General features: G+C 46.4%; 20 protein-coding genes. 11 read left to right on the plus strand and 9 right to left on the minus strand.

Annotated features, from left to right (window positions below; translation table 11 throughout):
• Nucleotides 1–41: 41 nt before the first annotated feature.
• The 8 genes from sigK to sda all read right to left on the minus strand — a co-directional run bounded on the left by sigK (nucleotide 42) and on the right by sda (nucleotide 6,697).
• Entirely contained in the window at nucleotides 42–755 is a 714-nt protein-coding gene (gene sigK, locus H615_RS0111660) for an RNA polymerase sporulation sigma factor SigK (RefSeq protein WP_027955319.1), read from the minus strand.
• 214 nt (nucleotides 756–969) lie between these two features.
• Complete coding sequence (gene mnhG, locus H615_RS0111665) at nucleotides 970–1,356, minus strand: monovalent cation/H(+) antiporter subunit G (protein WP_027955320.1); 387 nt, start codon at nucleotides 1,354–1,356, stop codon at nucleotides 970–972.
• Complete coding sequence (locus H615_RS0111670; RefSeq protein WP_027955321.1) at nucleotides 1,337–1,648, minus strand: Na(+)/H(+) antiporter subunit F1; 312 nt, start codon at nucleotides 1,646–1,648, stop codon at nucleotides 1,337–1,339. Before H615_RS0111670 ends, mnhG begins: the two co-directional genes overlap by 20 nt.
• The gene (locus H615_RS0111675; RefSeq protein ID WP_027955322.1) at nucleotides 1,649–2,125 is read right to left on the minus strand and encodes a Na+/H+ antiporter subunit E; all 477 of its coding nucleotides are present in this window, start codon (nucleotides 2,123–2,125) and stop codon (nucleotides 1,649–1,651) included.
• Nucleotides 2,126–2,131: 6 nt separating this feature from the next.
• Nucleotides 2,132–3,616, minus strand: coding sequence for a Na+/H+ antiporter subunit D (locus tag H615_RS0111680; protein WP_027955323.1), 1,485 nt, complete (start codon nucleotides 3,614–3,616; stop codon nucleotides 2,132–2,134).
• A complete protein-coding gene (locus H615_RS0111685) occupies nucleotides 3,609–3,947 on the minus strand; it encodes a Na(+)/H(+) antiporter subunit C (protein ID WP_027955324.1) in 339 nt (112 codons plus the stop codon). Before H615_RS0111685 ends, H615_RS0111680 begins: the two co-directional genes overlap by 8 nt.
• A 2-nt stretch (nucleotides 3,948–3,949) precedes the next feature.
• The gene (locus tag H615_RS0111690) at nucleotides 3,950–6,286 is read right to left on the minus strand and encodes a Na+/H+ antiporter subunit A (protein ID WP_027955325.1); all 2,337 of its coding nucleotides are present in this window, start codon (nucleotides 6,284–6,286) and stop codon (nucleotides 3,950–3,952) included.
• A 258-nt stretch (nucleotides 6,287–6,544) separates the two neighbouring features.
• Nucleotides 6,545–6,697, minus strand: a complete 153-nt coding sequence (sda, locus tag H615_RS22085; RefSeq protein ID WP_084163136.1) for a sporulation histidine kinase inhibitor Sda — start codon at nucleotides 6,695–6,697, stop codon at nucleotides 6,545–6,547.
• A 250-nt stretch (nucleotides 6,698–6,947) separates the two neighbouring features.
• Here sda and H615_RS0111700 point away from each other — a divergent pair, with 250 nt between their 5' ends.
• From H615_RS0111700 to H615_RS0111735, 8 genes are read left to right on the plus strand one after another with little or no spacing between them, the layout of a single operon-like run.
• A complete protein-coding gene (locus H615_RS0111700) occupies nucleotides 6,948–7,556 on the plus strand; it encodes a YqeG family HAD IIIA-type phosphatase (protein ID WP_280513304.1) in 609 nt (202 codons plus the stop codon).
• Nucleotides 7,556–8,656, plus strand: a complete 1,101-nt coding sequence (yqeH, locus tag H615_RS0111705) for a ribosome biogenesis GTPase YqeH (RefSeq protein WP_027955327.1) — start codon at nucleotides 7,556–7,558, stop codon at nucleotides 8,654–8,656. Before H615_RS0111700 ends, yqeH begins: the two co-directional genes overlap by 1 nt.
• Nucleotides 8,657–8,667: 11 nt before the next feature.
• Nucleotides 8,668–9,504, plus strand: coding sequence for a shikimate dehydrogenase (gene aroE / locus H615_RS0111710; RefSeq protein ID WP_027955328.1), 837 nt, complete (start codon nucleotides 8,668–8,670; stop codon nucleotides 9,502–9,504).
• A gap of 1 nt (nucleotide 9,505) precedes the next feature.
• Nucleotides 9,506–9,796 (plus strand): ribosome assembly RNA-binding protein YhbY, encoded by a 291-nt coding sequence (gene yhbY, locus H615_RS0111715; protein WP_027955329.1) that lies wholly within the window; start codon nucleotides 9,506–9,508, stop codon nucleotides 9,794–9,796.
• A 14-nt stretch (nucleotides 9,797–9,810) separates the two neighbouring features.
• On the plus strand, nucleotides 9,811–10,383 hold the full coding sequence (locus tag H615_RS0111720; RefSeq protein ID WP_027955330.1) for a nicotinate-nucleotide adenylyltransferase: 573 nt from the start codon (nucleotides 9,811–9,813) through the stop codon (nucleotides 10,381–10,383).
• Nucleotides 10,367–10,927: a bis(5'-nucleosyl)-tetraphosphatase (symmetrical) YqeK gene (gene yqeK, locus H615_RS0111725; protein WP_242520473.1), complete on the plus strand. Its 561-nt coding sequence runs from the start codon at nucleotides 10,367–10,369 to the stop codon at nucleotides 10,925–10,927. Before H615_RS0111720 ends, yqeK begins: the two co-directional genes overlap by 17 nt.
• Before the next feature lie 47 nt (nucleotides 10,928–10,974).
• Nucleotides 10,975–11,328: a ribosome silencing factor gene (rsfS, locus tag H615_RS0111730; protein WP_027955332.1), complete on the plus strand. Its 354-nt coding sequence runs from the start codon at nucleotides 10,975–10,977 to the stop codon at nucleotides 11,326–11,328.
• Nucleotide 11,329: 1 nt separating this feature from the next.
• Nucleotides 11,330–12,058 carry a class I SAM-dependent DNA methyltransferase gene (locus H615_RS0111735; protein ID WP_027955333.1) on the plus strand — a complete coding sequence of 243 codons (729 nt, stop codon included), beginning with the start codon at nucleotides 11,330–11,332 and terminating at the stop codon, nucleotides 12,056–12,058.
• A gap of 79 nt (nucleotides 12,059–12,137) precedes the next feature.
• On the opposite strand, the gene comER is transcribed toward H615_RS0111735, so the two are convergent.
• Nucleotides 12,138–12,947 carry a late competence protein ComER gene (gene comER / locus H615_RS0111740; protein WP_027955334.1) on the minus strand — a complete coding sequence of 270 codons (810 nt, stop codon included), beginning with the start codon at nucleotides 12,945–12,947 and terminating at the stop codon, nucleotides 12,138–12,140.
• Between the two features lie 77 nt (nucleotides 12,948–13,024).
• Between comER and H615_RS0111745 the strand changes: the two genes are divergently transcribed.
• Genes H615_RS0111745 through H615_RS0111755 form a run of 3 tightly spaced genes read left to right on the plus strand, consistent with a single transcriptional unit; the run spans nucleotide 13,025 to nucleotide 16,467 of the window.
• Nucleotides 13,025–13,594 (plus strand): helix-hairpin-helix domain-containing protein, encoded by a 570-nt coding sequence (locus tag H615_RS0111745; RefSeq protein ID WP_027955335.1) that lies wholly within the window; start codon nucleotides 13,025–13,027, stop codon nucleotides 13,592–13,594.
• Nucleotides 13,595–13,651: 57 nt separating this feature from the next.
• Nucleotides 13,652–14,209 (plus strand): ComE operon protein 2, encoded by a 558-nt coding sequence (locus H615_RS0111750; RefSeq protein WP_027955336.1) that lies wholly within the window; start codon nucleotides 13,652–13,654, stop codon nucleotides 14,207–14,209.
• A complete protein-coding gene (locus H615_RS0111755) occupies nucleotides 14,206–16,467 on the plus strand; it encodes a DNA internalization-related competence protein ComEC/Rec2 (protein WP_027955337.1) in 2,262 nt (753 codons plus the stop codon). The genes H615_RS0111750 and H615_RS0111755 overlap by 4 nt, the downstream gene beginning before the upstream one ends.
• Nucleotides 16,468–16,505 lie beyond the last annotated feature (38 nt).

Consider the following 16,505-nt stretch of genomic DNA (forward strand, 5'->3'; position numbering starts at 1 on the left):
TACCGAAAAAGCTTCATTGACTATTGTCAATGAAGCTTTTTTTATGAAAGGCCTCCCTGCTTACTCTGCTTATAAAATTCATGAAAGATCTTCATTAATGCCCTTTTTTCAATGCGGGAGACATAGCTTCTTGATATTCCAAGTTCTTTGGCAATCTCCCTCTGCGTTTTCTCCTCTGTTTGATTAAGTCCGTATCTGAAGATGATCACCTCTTTTTCCCGATCATCCAGCACATTAATAAAATCTTTGATTTTCTCAAGCTCCATGTGAAGCTGAATTTCTTCTACGATGTCCGTGACATCCGCCTGCAGAATATCTAGGAGATTGAGTTCATTTCCTTCCTTATCGTGGCCGATCGGATCCTGAAGGGAAACATCCTTGCTCATTTTCTTCGTGGATCTGAGGTGCATTAAAATTTCATTTTCGATACACCGGGCGGCATAGGTGGCCAGTTTTGTTCCTTTTCCTGTCGAGTAGCTTTCGATGCCCTTGATCAGTCCTATCGTGCCAATAGAGATCAAGTCCTCGAAATCTTCTTTCGTATTCTCGAACTTCTTGACGATGTGTGCCACAAGACGGAGGTTATGCTCGATCAGTTTGTTCCGTGCCTCATGACTGCCCTCGGCCATCAACTGGAGCTGCTTGGCTTCTTCTTCGGGTGAGAGGGGGTTGGGGAAGGCCTGGTTTTTAACATAGGACATGAAAAAGAGGGACTCTTTGAAAAAATAAAGGATCGAAGCAATCAGACTGCTCATGGATGCACCTCCTCATGAATTAGGCAACTGCCTATCTCATGTGTATGTAGAGAAAGGAGGCTCCGTGCTTGTCTGCTCCCAAAAATAAAAAGCATAACCGGGAGAAGAGGACAAATTCTTACCATAATGAAAACCCCATGCGGTGATGGAAATCTCTTCATCACCGCATGGGGTTTATTGTATCAATAAATGTTTGTCGAACATTCTTCGTTACTTATGAATCCTGGGCCTGGTGTTTCTTTTCCTTTTCCAGAGCTTCTGCATAATCATCCTGCACACTCTTTTCCCAAAGAGGCACGCCGGCACGGTAGGCGGCTCTTGAAATCATATGACCTGAAACAGGAGCTGTCAGAAGGACAAAGAAGATTCCAAGCAGCAGTTTCCCGCTGACAATCCCATTCTCTACATAAAGAAAGAGGAAAGCTCCGATCATAATGCCGGCCACCCCGAGTGTAGAACTCTTTGTAGCCGCGTGAAGGCGGGTATAGACATCGGGGAACCGAAGAATCCCAATGGACCCTGAAACGAGGAAAAAGGCACCGCTCAGCAGGAATAGACAAATGACAATATCAAAGATGAAGTTAATCCACGTCCCGCTCAATAATAACACCCTTTTCTAAGAATTTCGCCAGAGCTACTGTCCCGATGAACAGGAGAATTCCAATCAGCAGCACGACGTCATTAAATTTGGTTGTCACAAGCAGGATGGCAATCAGACCTGCGAGGGCCATTAAATTAATTCCGATGGTATCAAGAGCAACGGCCCGGTCCGGGTTGGTTGGACCGAGAATCGCCCTGTAAAGAAGAAGGATGACGGATGCAGCAACCGCTACAATGGCGATGATGGCTGAAACTTCAATCAGCGTCTGTGTCGTATCTAAAACAGTCTCCATTTAACGCGTCACCTCCATAATTTGTTTTTCAAATGAGTTCTTAATATCATTAATGGTTTCCTGTACGTCGGGAATATCCATGGCGTGAATATAAATCTTCGTATGATTTTCACTGACTACAACAGAGAGTGTACCAGGCGTAAGTGTAATCAGATTGGCAAGCAGTGTAATCTCAAAATTCGTTTTCACATCAATGGGAAGAGCGAAAATCCCCGGCTGCATATCCTGCTTCGGTTTGTATACATATTTCAGTATATCCAGGTTAGACAGGACCAGCTCCCTTACAAACAGGAGGATCAGCTGGACAAACTTCCACGTCCGTTTCATGTAAAAGGAATCAGGGACGAAACGACGTAAAAGAAACAGAAGAATAATCCCGAGAATATAGCCGACAAGGAAAGAGGTGAACGTGTAACTTTCACTCAGGAACATCCACATGATGGCGATAATGATGTTCAGTACAATTTGTAATGGCATCGGCTTCTACTCCTTTAATACAGAATCAATGTAGATTTCCGGATCCATTAAGTATTGGGCGATGGACTCCACTACGGGGAAGAACCATTCAGCGCCAACGCCTAACAACACGGAAAGCGTTAATAGAAATACAGCCGGGTAAACCATACGGCTGCCTTTTTCTTTCCGATCCGGCCGAGGGATATCGGTCTTGTCTCCCCAGAATCCCCTGATGAAAATACGAATCATCGAGAATAGAATCAACAGACTCGAGATCAACGCCACAATGACTATCATAACTTCTCCCTGACCAACAGCTCCCCGGATCAACTGCAGCTTGCCGATAAATCCGCTGAACGGAGGTATTCCGGCAAGAACAAGAGAAGCAAGGAACATCATCCAGCCGAGTACAGGATAGTGGTGGATCAAGCCTCCCATTTTTCTTAAATCCGATGTGCCAGCCACATATACCGTGGCACCGGCAAGGATGAAGAGGGCGGCTTTAATAATCATGTCATGAATAAGGTAATAAACCGTACCACTTAGAGAAACTTCAGAGAAGATTCCGATCCCCATCAGCATGAACCCGACAGCTGGAATGATGTTATACGCAACGATCAGCTTCACGTTGTGCGTTGATAAAGCGCCGATCACACCGAAGATCATTGTCAGTGCGGCAAGATAGATGAACAAGGTATGTGTCATATCCACCTCCTGATTGAACATCAGTGTGAAGGTCCGCAGGATAGAGTAGATTCCGACCTTCGTCAGCAGCGCTCCAAAGAGTGCTGAAACGACGGCATTCGGTGCTGAATAAGGCCTTGGCAGCCAGTAGTACAGCGGGAATACGGCTGCTTTTGTAGCAAAAACGAAAAACAGCAGAATGCCAATGGTTGTTAAGATCCCCTGCTGTTCGACTTCCTGCACACGCTGGGCAATCTGCGCCATGTTGACGGTTCCCACAACAGAGTAGAGAAAGCTGATCGTTGTGACAAACAGCATAGAAGAAAACAGGTTGATTAAGACGTATTTAATCGATTCCCGAAGCTGTGCTTTTCCATTACCGAGAACGATCAATCCGTAAGAAGCCATCAATAGAACTTCAAAGAAAACGAAGAGGTTGAATAAGTCTCCGGTAAGGAAAGCTCCACTGACCCCTGCAATCAGCAGGAAGAAAAAGCTGTAGAAATAGAAGGACTCCTCTTTTTCTGTTAAAGACTTCGGAGCAAAAAATACGGCCGCCACACCAATGATATTGGTGGTCAGAACGAGGACGGCAGCTAATAAATCACCGACAAGAACAATTCCGAACGGTGCTTCCCAGCTACCGACCTCAAGCACGATGGTCCCCTGAGAGCGGATGGTCATAAAGACGTACCCAACCACAATCAGGTTGATGACCGCTGTAATCTGGGAAAAGGAGCGGACCAGTTTTGTTTTTTTGTGTATAAAGGCAGTTATGATTCCTGCCAAAAGCGGCAGCAGAATCGGCAGTATAGCTAAATTACTCATAGTCGTTACCCCTCAGTTGCTCCATATTATCCGTACCATTGATTTTAGCGGCACGATAGGCAAGGACCAGCAGAAGGCTGGTGACCCCAAAGCTGATAACAATGGACGTCAAAATCAAAGCCTGTGGGAGCGGATCTGTGTACTTCTCGATTCCTTCTGTTAGAACCGGGGGTGCCCCCCGTTTCAGCTCTCCCATTGTAAGAATGAACAGGTGGGCTCCATGGGAAATGAGCCCTGTTCCAATAATGATTCTCAGCAATTGTTTTTGAAGGAGGTTATACACGCCGGTGGTGAATAAAATACCGGCTAATACAGCCATAATGAATTCCATTTTTATTCATCCTCCTTCGGTTTCTTTAATCGGATTAACCCGTAAATGGCCATGGCGGCGATTCCGAGAACGACGATTTCAAATAACGTATCCAGACCACGGAAGTCAACAAGAATGACGTTGACAATGTTATCTCCGCCTCCAAGCTTATAGGAGTTCTTAACAAAGTATTCGGAAATGGAATCAAACCATTTACTGCTGTGGGCAGAGATGGCAACCATTGTCATGAGTGCCCCGAAGCCGACAGAGATAATCACGTTAAGAACCTGGGTGCTCATTGGCTGGTCCTTCTTCTTCAGCTTAGGAAGGTGATAGAACACAAGCAGGAATAGAGCTACCGTTACGGTTTCCACGATGAGCTGAGTCAAGGCCAGGTCAGGAGCCCTGTAAAGGACGAACAGCATGGAAAGTCCGTATCCAACGACACCTAGAATCAAAATGGCCGCTATCCGGTTGTTGGTCAGGGCTGTACCGATGGCGGCCAAGACCATTGTGACAGCCACAGCGATTTCAGGTGCGGTAATTCTGGATAAGTTGGACGTATCCACGGTAAATCCGCCGGTCAGGGCCATAAAAGCAAAGCTGACGATTAAGATGGCTGCAAGAATCAAGCGGACATAGCGGCCGAGCGATCCGTTCATATAGCCTTTGGTAATGACTCCGGAATACCTCTCTGTCCGATCGACAAGTCCATCATAAAACTTGTTCAGACTTAGACGTCCAGGCAGGAAGTTGTACACCGGCGTCCATCCTTTCCTTGATATGGCCAGGATTGCACCGAAGACCACAACGGTTAAGGACATGACAAACGGCGGGATAATGCCGTGCCAGAATGTAATATGTTTTTCTTCAAGGGCTGTGCCTTTAACGGCCTCCGCCGCATGGGCGATGAACGATCCGTTCACAAGGAATGGGAATAGACCGATAATGATCACACCAGCGACCAGAATCATCGGAGATACAAGCATTCCGATTGGAGCCTCGTGTGGTTTTTTCGGAAGTTGATCAATCTTTGCCCGTCCTCGGAAGGTCCCGAAGAAGAAATACATGGAATAGACGAATGTGAAAATGCTCCCCAGAACAGCCAGGTAAGGAATGACACTCATCATAAAACCAGAGAAACCAGCGGCTGATGCTTCCAGGTGAAGGGAAGATTCAAAGAACATTTCTTTACTATAGAACCCGTTTAAGAACGGGAGCGGTACACCGGCCATGGAGAATGAGGCAAAAACAGCCAGCGTCGCTGTGATCGGCAGATAAGTCATCAAGCCGCCAAGACGGCGGATATCCCTTGTCCCTGTTTCATGGTCAATGATTCCGGCAACCATGAAGAGGCTCCCTTTAAAGGTAGCGTGGTTCAGAATATGGAATACTGCGCCAAACACGGCGGCTTTCGTTCCGAACCCGAGCATCGCCATAATCATTCCCAATTGACTGATGGTGGAAAAGGCGAGAATTCCTTTCAAGTCTGTCTGTCGGACAGCCATATAAGATCCCCAGCATAATGTAACAATCCCAGCTGTGGACACAATAATGAAGAACCATTCACTGGAAGATAACATCGGAGAGTATCTGGCTACTAAATAGATTCCAGCTTTAACCATGGTTGCTGAGTGAAGATATGCACTGACAGGCGTCGGTGCTTCCATGGCATCAGGAAGCCAGATGTGGAAAGGAAACTGTGCGGATTTCGTGAAAGCCCCTAAGAGAAGCAGACTTAAAATCAGCGGGAAGTATTCACTGTTTAAAACCAGCTGCTGCTGGTCAATCATCGCGCGGATACTTGTTGTATTCGTTAACTCACTCATGAAAATCAACGCACCGAGCAGGCTCAAGCCCCCGAATACGGTAATCAGCATGGATTTAAGTGCACCATAACGAGATTCCTGTTTATAATTCCAAAAACCGATTAACAGGAAAGAAGACAACGACGTAAATTCCCAAAAGCTGTACAGGGCAAATACGTTGTCGGAGAGAACGACACCGAGCATCGATCCCATGAAAATAAGAAAATACACGTAGAAATGGCCCAGCTGCTCAGATTTATGTAGATAGTAAATCGAGTAGAAAGCCACTAAGGCACCGATTCCACTGATAAGAAGAACAAACAGCAGACTCAGTCCATCCAGGTGGAAAACCATGTTGATCCCAAGCGAGGGAATCCATGAGTACTCCTGGACGACAGGTTCAAAACCTGATCCGATATGACGGACAAAGTAAATAAAAATGACCACAGGCACAAGTGTTACAAAAAAGCCCGGGTGCAGCTTTTCTTTCCATCTGCTTAAGAATGGAATGAAAACAGCAAGAATAAAAGGCAGTAATACGGCCACCAGCATGCGGATAATTCCTCCTTTGGCTATGTTTCATCTATTTAGTTCGTATAGGGATGATGACAGCCTTGTATCCATTCAATTGTAATCAAAAAAACGGTCATTGTTCAACTGTAGCATACCAGCAGCAGCATGTTGTAGACTTATTTTAGTCTTTCCTTATAAATATGAAGAGACACATCAAAAATAAAAATAAAAAAACACAAAAAAACATTCATTCTCTTGAGAGAAACGAATGTTTACGATGACGCCCTTTTATTTTGTCTACCCGACCCGGGGAATCGTTTTTTTCAATTGGTTCTGGATGGCTCTCTTTTTGATTTCATTACTGATCTGTTCGACAAATTCTTTGGAAAGATTGAGTTCAATAGCTTTGTGGTAAGATTGTATAAGCAGGGAATCCGATAATTGCTTCATACCGCTGTCACTCATGTGACAGTCACCTCCCGTTTTCTTAATCTCTCAAAGTCCATCTTTGAATGTATGTTTACCTTACCATGACCCGAAATTTGCCACAATATAGAAGTTATCTACAAGAAAATGTAGATAACTAATTGGAAAAACCATCTAGGTTTAGTGATAACAAAGAAGTAACTGTGTGGAAAGTGTGTATAAACTTATCCACAGCCCGGATTTGTCGGTAAATGTCGAACGAATTTTGTTCTTAATGGAAGACCTTTTGAAACATAACGAAATTTTGTATATGATGGTGAAGGAGATTTTGCCGTTGTATAAGAGATGGAGTGAGTTGATGTTAAATAATTTTCTGCCTGATGAACACGTTCCAAGTGTATTTGATATAGATCCACAGGAACTCAAGGACAAAGGAATCAAAGGTGTTATCACAGATCTGGATAATACGCTGGTAGCCTGGGATGTTCCTGATGCTACCGAAGAAATCAAGGCATGGTTTAAAAAGATGAACAGTCATGGAATTCAGGTGACCATCGCTTCAAATAATAATGAAGCGCGTGTGAAATTGTTTTCGGAGCCTTTGGATGCCACGTTTATTCACAGCGCCCGGAAGCCCCTGTCCAAAGCGTTCAAAAAAGCACGCAAGCAGATGAAATTAAATAAGAACGAGGTGGCTGTTATTGGTGACCAGCTTCTCACGGATGTTCTTGGAGGCAACTCTGCGGGTTACCATACCATTCTCGTCGTACCGATCGTCGAAACAGACGGATTCGTTACCCGTTTTAACCGGAAGATTGAGCGGCGCATTTTAGATTGGATGAGAAGAAAAGGGAAAATTACGTGGCAGAGGAGAGATGGATAATGGCAGAGATTCAATGCCAGGGATGCGGAGCGGAAATACAAACAACAAACCCTGAACAACCGGGTTACGCCCCCGCTTCCGCTTTAAATCGGGAAGACATCATTTGCAAACGGTGCTTCCGCTTGAAACACTATAATGAGGTGCAGGATGTACCGTATCAGGATGATGATTTCCTGGAGATGCTCAATCAGATCAATGGGACGAAAAGCCTCGTCATCCAGCTGATTGATATTTTTGATTTCAATGGAAGTTTTATTCCAGGGTTGAAACGACTGACCGGGAATAATCCCGTTCTTCTAGTAGGGAATAAAATGGACGTGCTGCCAAAATCGGTGAACCATAACAAGGTGAAGCACTGGCTGAAGCGCTCCGCCAGGGAAAATGGCTTGGAGGTCGAGGATGTGTTCTTGATTTCCGCTGAAAAAAACCAGGGTGTCGAAGAATTATCAAGAGCCGTGGAGGATTACCGTAATGGAAAAGATGTTTATGTTGTAGGGACGACGAACGTAGGAAAATCAACGTTCATCAACACCCTTATTTCCAACACATCAGGAGTGAAAGATGCGATTACGACTTCTTACTTCCCGGGAACGACCCTCGGATTCATCGATATCCCGCTGGATGAGCAGAGTTCTATGTTCGATACACCTGGAGTGATTCATCGTCATCAGATGGCCCACTATGTGTCGGATAAAGACTTGAAACTGATTACACCCCGCAAAGAAGTAAAGCCGAAGGTCTATCAGCTGAATGAACAGCAGACTCTGTTTATCGGTGGACTGGCAAGGCTTGATTTTGAAAAAGGGGAGCGTTCGTCCTTTATCGGTTATTTCTCCAATGAACTCCACATTCACCGGACGAAAATGGAGAAAGCTGATGACTTGTATAAGAATCATTTAGGGGAGCTTCTAACACCACCGGATCAGGATACAAAAGAGAAACTGCCTCCTTTGAAAGCCCAGACATTGAAAATTACGGAGCCTAAGACAGATATCGTATTTTCGGGGCTGGGATGGATCACTGTTCCAGAAGGAGATGTCACAGTTACGGCTCACGTTCCGGAAGGTGTGAAAGTATCCCTTCGCGCATCACTCATTTAGGGGGAGATTTTTTGTATACATTCGGCTTGGCAGGATTTCCGGTCGGCCACTCGCTGTCTCCATGGATTCATGAACAATTGATGGAACAGACGGGGGTTGAAGGAGAATATCAACTGTTCGAAATCACACCGGAAGATTTCGATGAGCAGATCGATCAGATCAAAAAACAGCAGCTGGATGGTTTCAACGTGACGGTTCCCTATAAGGAAAAAATCATTCCATATCTTGATGGAATCGACGCGAGCGCCAAACAGCTGGGGGCCGTGAATACAGTCAAGCGGACATCTGCTGGCTGGATCGGCTATAATACAGATGGAACAGGGTTTCTGCATTCGCTTCAGGCACGTTTTCCAGATCTTTTTCATCAGAAGATCAACGTTCTGCTTCTTGGAAGCGGAGGAGCGGCCAGAGGTATCTTTGCCGCGCTGATGGACCAGGCAGAGGTTAAGGTTGATGTAGCGAACCGGACGGTCAGCAGAGCAGAGGCCATGATTGCTGAAACCGGTGGTGACCATGCTGCCAGAGCGGTTACGATTGAGGAAGCTGAACAAGCAGCCGGGGGTTATGATTTAATTATCCAAACCACCACGGTTGGCATGAGCCCGAATGATGACACATCCATTATGCCGCTTCAAAATATCAAGGAAGGTACGGTAGTCAGTGATATTGTCTACCGGCCGGTGATGACGAACTTCTTAAAAGAGGCGGAACAAAAAGGGGCCCGTCTGCATTTTGGCCATGAAATGTTGCTGCAGCAGGCGGTTTATGCCTTCCAAATCTGGACGGACCTTCATCCTGAAGCGCATCCGCTCCTTGAAAAGTTCGAACGAAAGTTGAAAGGGGAATAACATGTTAACAAGTAAACAGAAAAAGCATTTGCGTGCGGCTTCCCACCAGGTGCAGCCGATCTTCCAGGTTGGTAAAGCAGGGGTCAATGAAAATATGACGACACAGATCAATGAGGCGCTTGAAAAGCGTGAACTGATTAAAGTCAGCATTCTGCAGAACTGCCTGGAAGAACCCGCGGCTGTAGCAGAAGAAATTGTAGATGCTACAGATGCCCACATCGTACAAGTGATCGGAAGCACGATCATCCTGTATAAAGAGTCTAAAGAAAATAAGCAGATTGAGCTGCCGTAAAGCAGGATGCCCTTATGAAAAAAATCGGCATCCTCGGCGGAACGTTTGATCCACCCCATTATGGACATTTGTTAATGGCTGAATACTGCCGGGAGGATATGGGGCTGGATGAAGTCTGGTTTATGCCGTCCTATATCCCCCCTCATAAAAAAGAATCACAGACAGACGCTGAGCTTCGTCTGGAGATGGTAGAACGGGCGATTGCCGGTCATCCGGATTTTCGGTTGTGTGATATCGAACTTGTTCGAAAGGGAACGTCTTATACCTATGACACGCTGACACTTTTGAATAACGAATACCCGGATCACCATTTTTTCTTTATCATAGGTGGAGATATGGTACAAAATCTGCCGCAATGGTATAAAATAAATGAACTGAAAACCATTGTGGATTTTGTCGGAGTGAAGCGGCCGGGGTATGAGTGGAATTCGGAAGCCGGTGTTCATTACGTAGAGATCCCCGGTGTTGATGTTTCCTCCACCATGATCAGGGAAAAGCTTAAAGATGGAAAAGGTGTCCGTTACCTCGTACCGGAAGCGGTGAATTCTTATATAAAGGAGCATCACCTCTATGGAAATGACTCGTGAACAAGCGTTGGAGTACGTCAAACCTTTTCTTAAACAAGAGCGTTTCGACCACACTGTCAGAGTCGCTGATGAGGCGGTCATACTCGCTGAGCGTTTTGGCGCTGATGTAAAAAAGGCAGCCCTTGCCGGTGCACTCCATGATTATGCCAAGTACAAGGACAGGGACCTGATGAGGCGCTGGATTGAAAGCGACAGACGTCTGCCTAAAGATCTTCTTGATTATCATCATGAGCTTTGGCACGGCCCTGTTGGAGCCCTGATGCTGGAACAGGAAATTCATTTGACAGATCCTGAGGTGTCCAGTGCAGTATCCTGTCATACGACAGGAAAGAAACATATGAGTCTTTTGGATAAAGTTGTTTTTTTAGCGGATTACATTGAACCCGGGCGGAACTTCCCCGGAGTTGATGAAGTCCGTAAAACGGCGGAAACGGATTTGGATCAAGCCTGTCTCCTTGCATTAAAAAACACCATTGTATTTTTGGTCGGCAAGGGAAGGACTGTTTATCCGGACACGTTTCATGCATATAATGATTTATTATAAACAGAAAGAAACCCAAAGAGATATAGGATGAATAAGGGAGGAAACTCATGGAAAGCAGAGAATTGGTAACACTGGCCGCACAGGCCTGTGATGAAAAAAGAGCTCAGGATATCGTCGTATTGGATATGGCGGATGTATCTTTAATCGCGGATTACTTCGTGATATGTGAAGGATCCAATGAAAGACAGGTACAGGCTATTGCCAGAGAAGTAAAGGCTCAGGCTGAAGAGAATGGTATGGAAGTGAAACGTATGGAAGGTTTCGAGCAGGCCCGCTGGGTGTTGATTGACCTGAACGGTGTCGTGTGTCACATCTTCCATAAAGATGAACGTCATTATTACAACCTGGAAAGACTTTGGGGAGACGCCGACACGGTGTTCGTTGAGGGCTTGGAAAACTAATATGAGTTACAGGGACATGGCGCGGGTGTACGACCGTCTGATGGAAGACGCTCCATACAGCAGCTGGGTGACATTCACCAGGAATCAGATGAAGCACCACAATGTGACTGGGAGCAGAATTCTTGATATCGGCTGTGGTACAGGTGAGATCACCCATAGACTGGATCAGGAAGGATTTCAAATGACAGGTGTGGACTTGTCGGAGGAGATGCTTGCTGTCGCCCAGCAGAAAAATCCCCGTTCCTCCATCCAATGGTTGAAACAGGATATGACCGAGCTTGAACTTCCAAAGGCTTTTGATGCGGTCATCAGTTATTGTGACGTTTTTAACTACCTGCAGGAACCGGGGCAGGTAAAAGCGGCATTCAACAGTATTTATGCTTCTCTTGAAAAGGGCGGGCTGTTTTTATTTGACGTTCACTCTATAGATCATATTCAGAGTGACCTGAGTGGTTCCACCTTCGCAGAGGTGTATGATGATTTGTCCTATGTATGGTTTTGTGATCCCGGTGAAAAGGACAACAGCATCGTTCACGATTTGACCTTCTTTATCCAGGAAGGGTCCAGTTATCACCGATTTGATGAGGTTCATTACCAACAGGGGTTTGAGCTTGATGATCTTAAAGCATGGCTGGAGGACGCGGGCTTCAGCTTCCGGGGAGTCTATGCAGACTTTAGTACAGAACCCGGTGGCGAAGGAGACCGCTGGTTGATTGCTTGTACAAAATAGGGAAGAGTCCGATTGGAAAATCGGACTCTTTTTTTATCTTATCCAGCAGGAATTCGTCAAGTAATGTCGAATAATAAAATTACAAGTGAATGTGTTTCTTATCCTCCTGATGTTTCCTCTGTGTTGCTTCGAACATCTTCTGGAATAAAGGGCCGATATGATCCTCCAGAGCCTGAAGGCCCTCGCCGGTCACCCCTCCTTTGACAGTCACTTTCTCCATGAGTTCTTCCAATGTCATAATCCGCCTTGAAAGCAGTTCTCCAAGTCCTGTCATCATATTTTCTGTTAAGACAGCAGCTTTTTCCTTTGGCATGCCGGCGACCTCTCCGGCGGCTTTGATCCATTCACTCAGAAGAAAACTGATAAATGCCGGGCCGCAGGATACGATGTCAGAGGCTGCCCGGATATATTCTTCTTCAATTTCCACCGGAGTCGACACATGAGAGAAGGCCTTGTTAAGGGCCGTTCGATAGGCTTCACTCGTTTTTTCTCCGAAAGTCATTAAGCTGACACCGGCAAGAGCGTGGTTCGTTATGGACGGCACAACCCGGGCGACTTCACAGGGCACAGCTTTCTCCAGCTGGTCCACAGCGATCGGGGAGGTGATGGAAACAAGGCATTGATCTTTTTTCCACTTTCCTTTCAGCTGGTCCAGGATCTCTTTATAATGATGTGGTTTCACACAAATGAAAAGGATATCGCTGTTCTGCTGCGTTTCCAGAATCGTATCCGCCACAGTAATTAAACCCAATTCTTCTTTTAACGCTTCCGCCTTTGTTTTTGTTCTATTGTAAATCGTTAATTGATCGCTGCGCACGGCTCCGCTTTTGATCAGCGATGTTGTAAGCATGCTTCCCATATTTCCGGTTCCGATGATTCCCCATCTCATTGGAATCCCTCCCTTAATGGTTACCTATACAATAGTATTCCAAGAGTAAAGTTTTATGAAAGAAGGGCGGACGATTCATGATCAAACGATACGGATGGATAGGAATGGCTGTTCTCCTGTTTGTACTCGTTTACAGGCAGGCGCAGCCGGCTGCAGATGTCGAAAACACGGTTGTAACTGAAGAAGAGCAGGTAGAGGTCATGGCTGAAGGAGAGGTTTCCAGTGAGGAAATTGTGGTCGACGTTAAAGGAGAAGTCTTACGTCCGGGCGTGTACTCCATGAAGGGTGGTGCAAGGGTGGATGATGTCATTGCGAAGGCAGGGGGAATGACGAAGGAAGCAGACCCTCACAGCGTCAACCTCGCCCAGGTCCTGCAGGATGAAATGGTTGTTCTCGTGACAGAGGCGGCTGCAGAGGGGGAAGACACATCCCAGTCATCAAGTATGGATACGGGCAGAATAAGGGTGAATCAGGCTTCTATGGAGGAAATCCAGACATTGAACGGTATCGGGCCGTCAAAAGCCGAAAGCATCATCAAATACAGGGAAGAGCATGGTCCGTTTGGATCTGTCGAGGAACTGCTCGATGTACCCGGAATCGGAGAGAAAACATTAGACCAGCTTAAGGAATATATCGCTGTTCCATAACGTTGACGGCAGGACATACAGCAAGTAAACTTAATGAAAAAACAGGGGGATACATAGATGGAACGAATCACGTGGAACCAATATTTTATGGCACAGAGTTACCTGTTGAAATCCAGAAGCACCTGTCAGAGGCTTGCCGTAGGAGCTGTCATTGTCCGGGATAAACGTATGATAGCCGGCGGTTATAATGGCAGCGTGAGCGGGGGAGTGCATTGTATTGATGAAGGATGCTATGTCGTAGGCGGCCACTGTGTCCGGACGATTCATGCTGAAATGAATGCTCTGCTTCAGTGTTCGAAGTTTGGCGTAGCTGCAGATGGAGCGGAGGTCTATGTTACTCACTTTCCCTGCGTCCACTGTACGAAGGCATTAATACAGGCAGGAATTAAAGCGGTTTATTATGGAGAGGATTATAAAAATGATCCATATGCTGTCGAGCTTTTCCAACAGGCCGGTGTCCGTATGAAAAAGGTACCCCTGGAAATTCCTCCTATGCAGACGGAGCAGCGGGATCTTGTCGGCCGCCTTATTGAGAAACTGGAAGAGTCCCGTGATCCTGAAGTAGAGCAGTTAAGGGAATTAGCCGGCCATTACTTCTCCCTTCCCGAAAAATGAACGCCTGTACCGGCCGGTGGCACCTTCCCGTCCTTGCTTTTGCATCGGGCGGGGTTCTGGCCTCCCTGGAAGGGGATGCCGTTTATGTTTTTGCGGTATTGATAACCGTTGTTCTCTATGGTTACCGTAACCATCTCCCTCAATTTTTTCTCCTTTGTATTCTCCTCGCTGCTGGTTTTTTCTACCTTGCCCCTCAGACTCCCCAAACACAAATGGAAAACAGTGAAACATGGACCGGTGTCATTGATTCAGAAGTGAAGGAAACCTCCTACGCTGTGCAGTTCCTTATGGAAAATGCAGACGGCATCAAAAGGCAGGTGCGTATTTTAAAAAGTGATCCTGATGAGCGGGTACCTGTGTTCCACCACGGATCTGTCTGCACGGCTTCCGGTGTGACGGGCCCGTTTGCTTCTGCCCGGAACCCGGGTGCATTTGATTATGCGGAGTATATGTACACGCAGGGTGTCTTTGCGGAGATGGTGGTGCAGGACCATTCAGATACAGCGTGCGAGGGAAGGTCACGGTTAAGTTATCTGTATGAATGGCGGACACATCTTCTGAAAAAGGTTCAGCGTCAGTTGGATCCTGAATCGTACAGCTGGGTCAAAGCGCTGGTCTTTGGAGAGAAAGATGCTCTCCCCGAGGATATCGTGAATTGGTTTCAAGCGTATAACCTTTCTCATATCCTTGCTATTTCAGGACTGCACGCCGGACTGCTGGCCGGAGGAGTCTATGTCTCTCTTTACCGGTCCGGCCTGGCAACAAAAAGACAGGCCCGCATCTTTCTGTTTCTCTTTCTCCCATCCTATACAATCCTCGCCGGCGCCGCGCCATCAGTCATCCGTGCTTGTGTTATGGCCCTTATCGTGCTTGTATTTTCTATGAGTAACCGCCGGATCCCTTTGTCGGATGTTATTGCCTGGACAGCTGGTTTCCTGCTCGTTTGGAATCCTGATTACCTGCATCAGATCGGCTTTCAATTCTCCTTCCTTGTCACCTTCAGCCTCATCCTTTCTGCGCCTGTGTTGAAGAAAGCATCTGGTCTTTGGCAGCAGACGGTGATCATCAGCCTTATTTGTCTGCTGGCCATCCTCCCTCTTCAAATCCACTATTTTTATGAATTTCAACCGCTGTCCCTATTCGTAAATGTGGCGGTGGTCCCTTATTTTTCCTTCTTTGTCATTCCGGTGTCCTTCCTTTTGTTTCTTGCTGCGCTCCTTTTTCCCGGTCCTGTCACTTATGGGTTTTCCTTGATATTTTCTGATTTTCACCAGCGTGTCCTTTCAGCAGTTATGAAAGTGGGAGGTTTGCTGGACTTACCCTGGGTCATTGGTGAACTCGCTGCTTCAGCTATCCTAGTGTTTATGGTCTTGTTTGTCAGGATGATGTTCCATTGGTGTAGAGAAAAACGTGGGAAGGCTCTTTTCTTCGGCGCTGCGTGTGTGGGTGTGCTTATGGTTTACACTTCCCTTCCTTACTTGTCACCGAAAGGGACTGTGACAATGCTCGATGTTGGTCAGGGGGACAGCTTTATCATTGAACTGCCTTACAGGAAAGGGGTATGGATGATTGATGCTGCGGGGCCTCCTGTTTATATGGAGGATAAGGCGGCGACGGCGGAAACCATTATTGTCCCTTTTTTGAAATCCAGAGGCATCCATACAGTTGATACCCTTCTCATTACTCATGAGGATAGTGATCATGATGGAAGTGTTCCTTATCTGCTGCAACATCATAATGTGAATCGTCTGGTGACATCACCTTATAATCCTGTCCAGTATAAAGGGGTGGAGCAGAAAAGGGTGGAGGCAGGAGACTTGTTGAAGGGCGGCGGCCTTGAAATGCGCGTACGGCATCCGGCAGAAGACAGGGGAGATGCCAATGACAATTCCCTTGTGGTGGATTTTGATCTTGGTGGGAAGAAGTGGATGTTCACCGGAGACATCTCGGCCCCTGTAGAGAAAGAGCTGCTTCAAGGGGCTGTGGCTGTTCGCGCAGATGTCTTGAAGGCAGCTCACCATGGCAGTAACACATCTTCAAGTGAGCAATGGCTGGAGCGGGTGGGTGCTGAGGTGGTATGGGTATCTGCAGGCGTTGATAATCGTTACGGTCACCCGCATGAAGAAGTTCTGGAAAGGCTGATGGATCAGGAGGCGGTCATCCTTCGGACAGACCAATCCGGGGCTGTCAGCTATAATTTTTATGGAGATGATGGAACGTTTTCTACTTTCCTTCCGTATAATGCAAGCAGAAAATAAAAAAAGACTGCTTCATAAAGCAGCCTTCCGGAATTGCA

Source organism: Halobacillus kuroshimensis DSM 18393, assembly GCF_000425705.1.
Classification (GTDB): domain Bacteria; phylum Bacillota; class Bacilli; order Bacillales; family Halobacillaceae; genus Halobacillus; species Halobacillus kuroshimensis.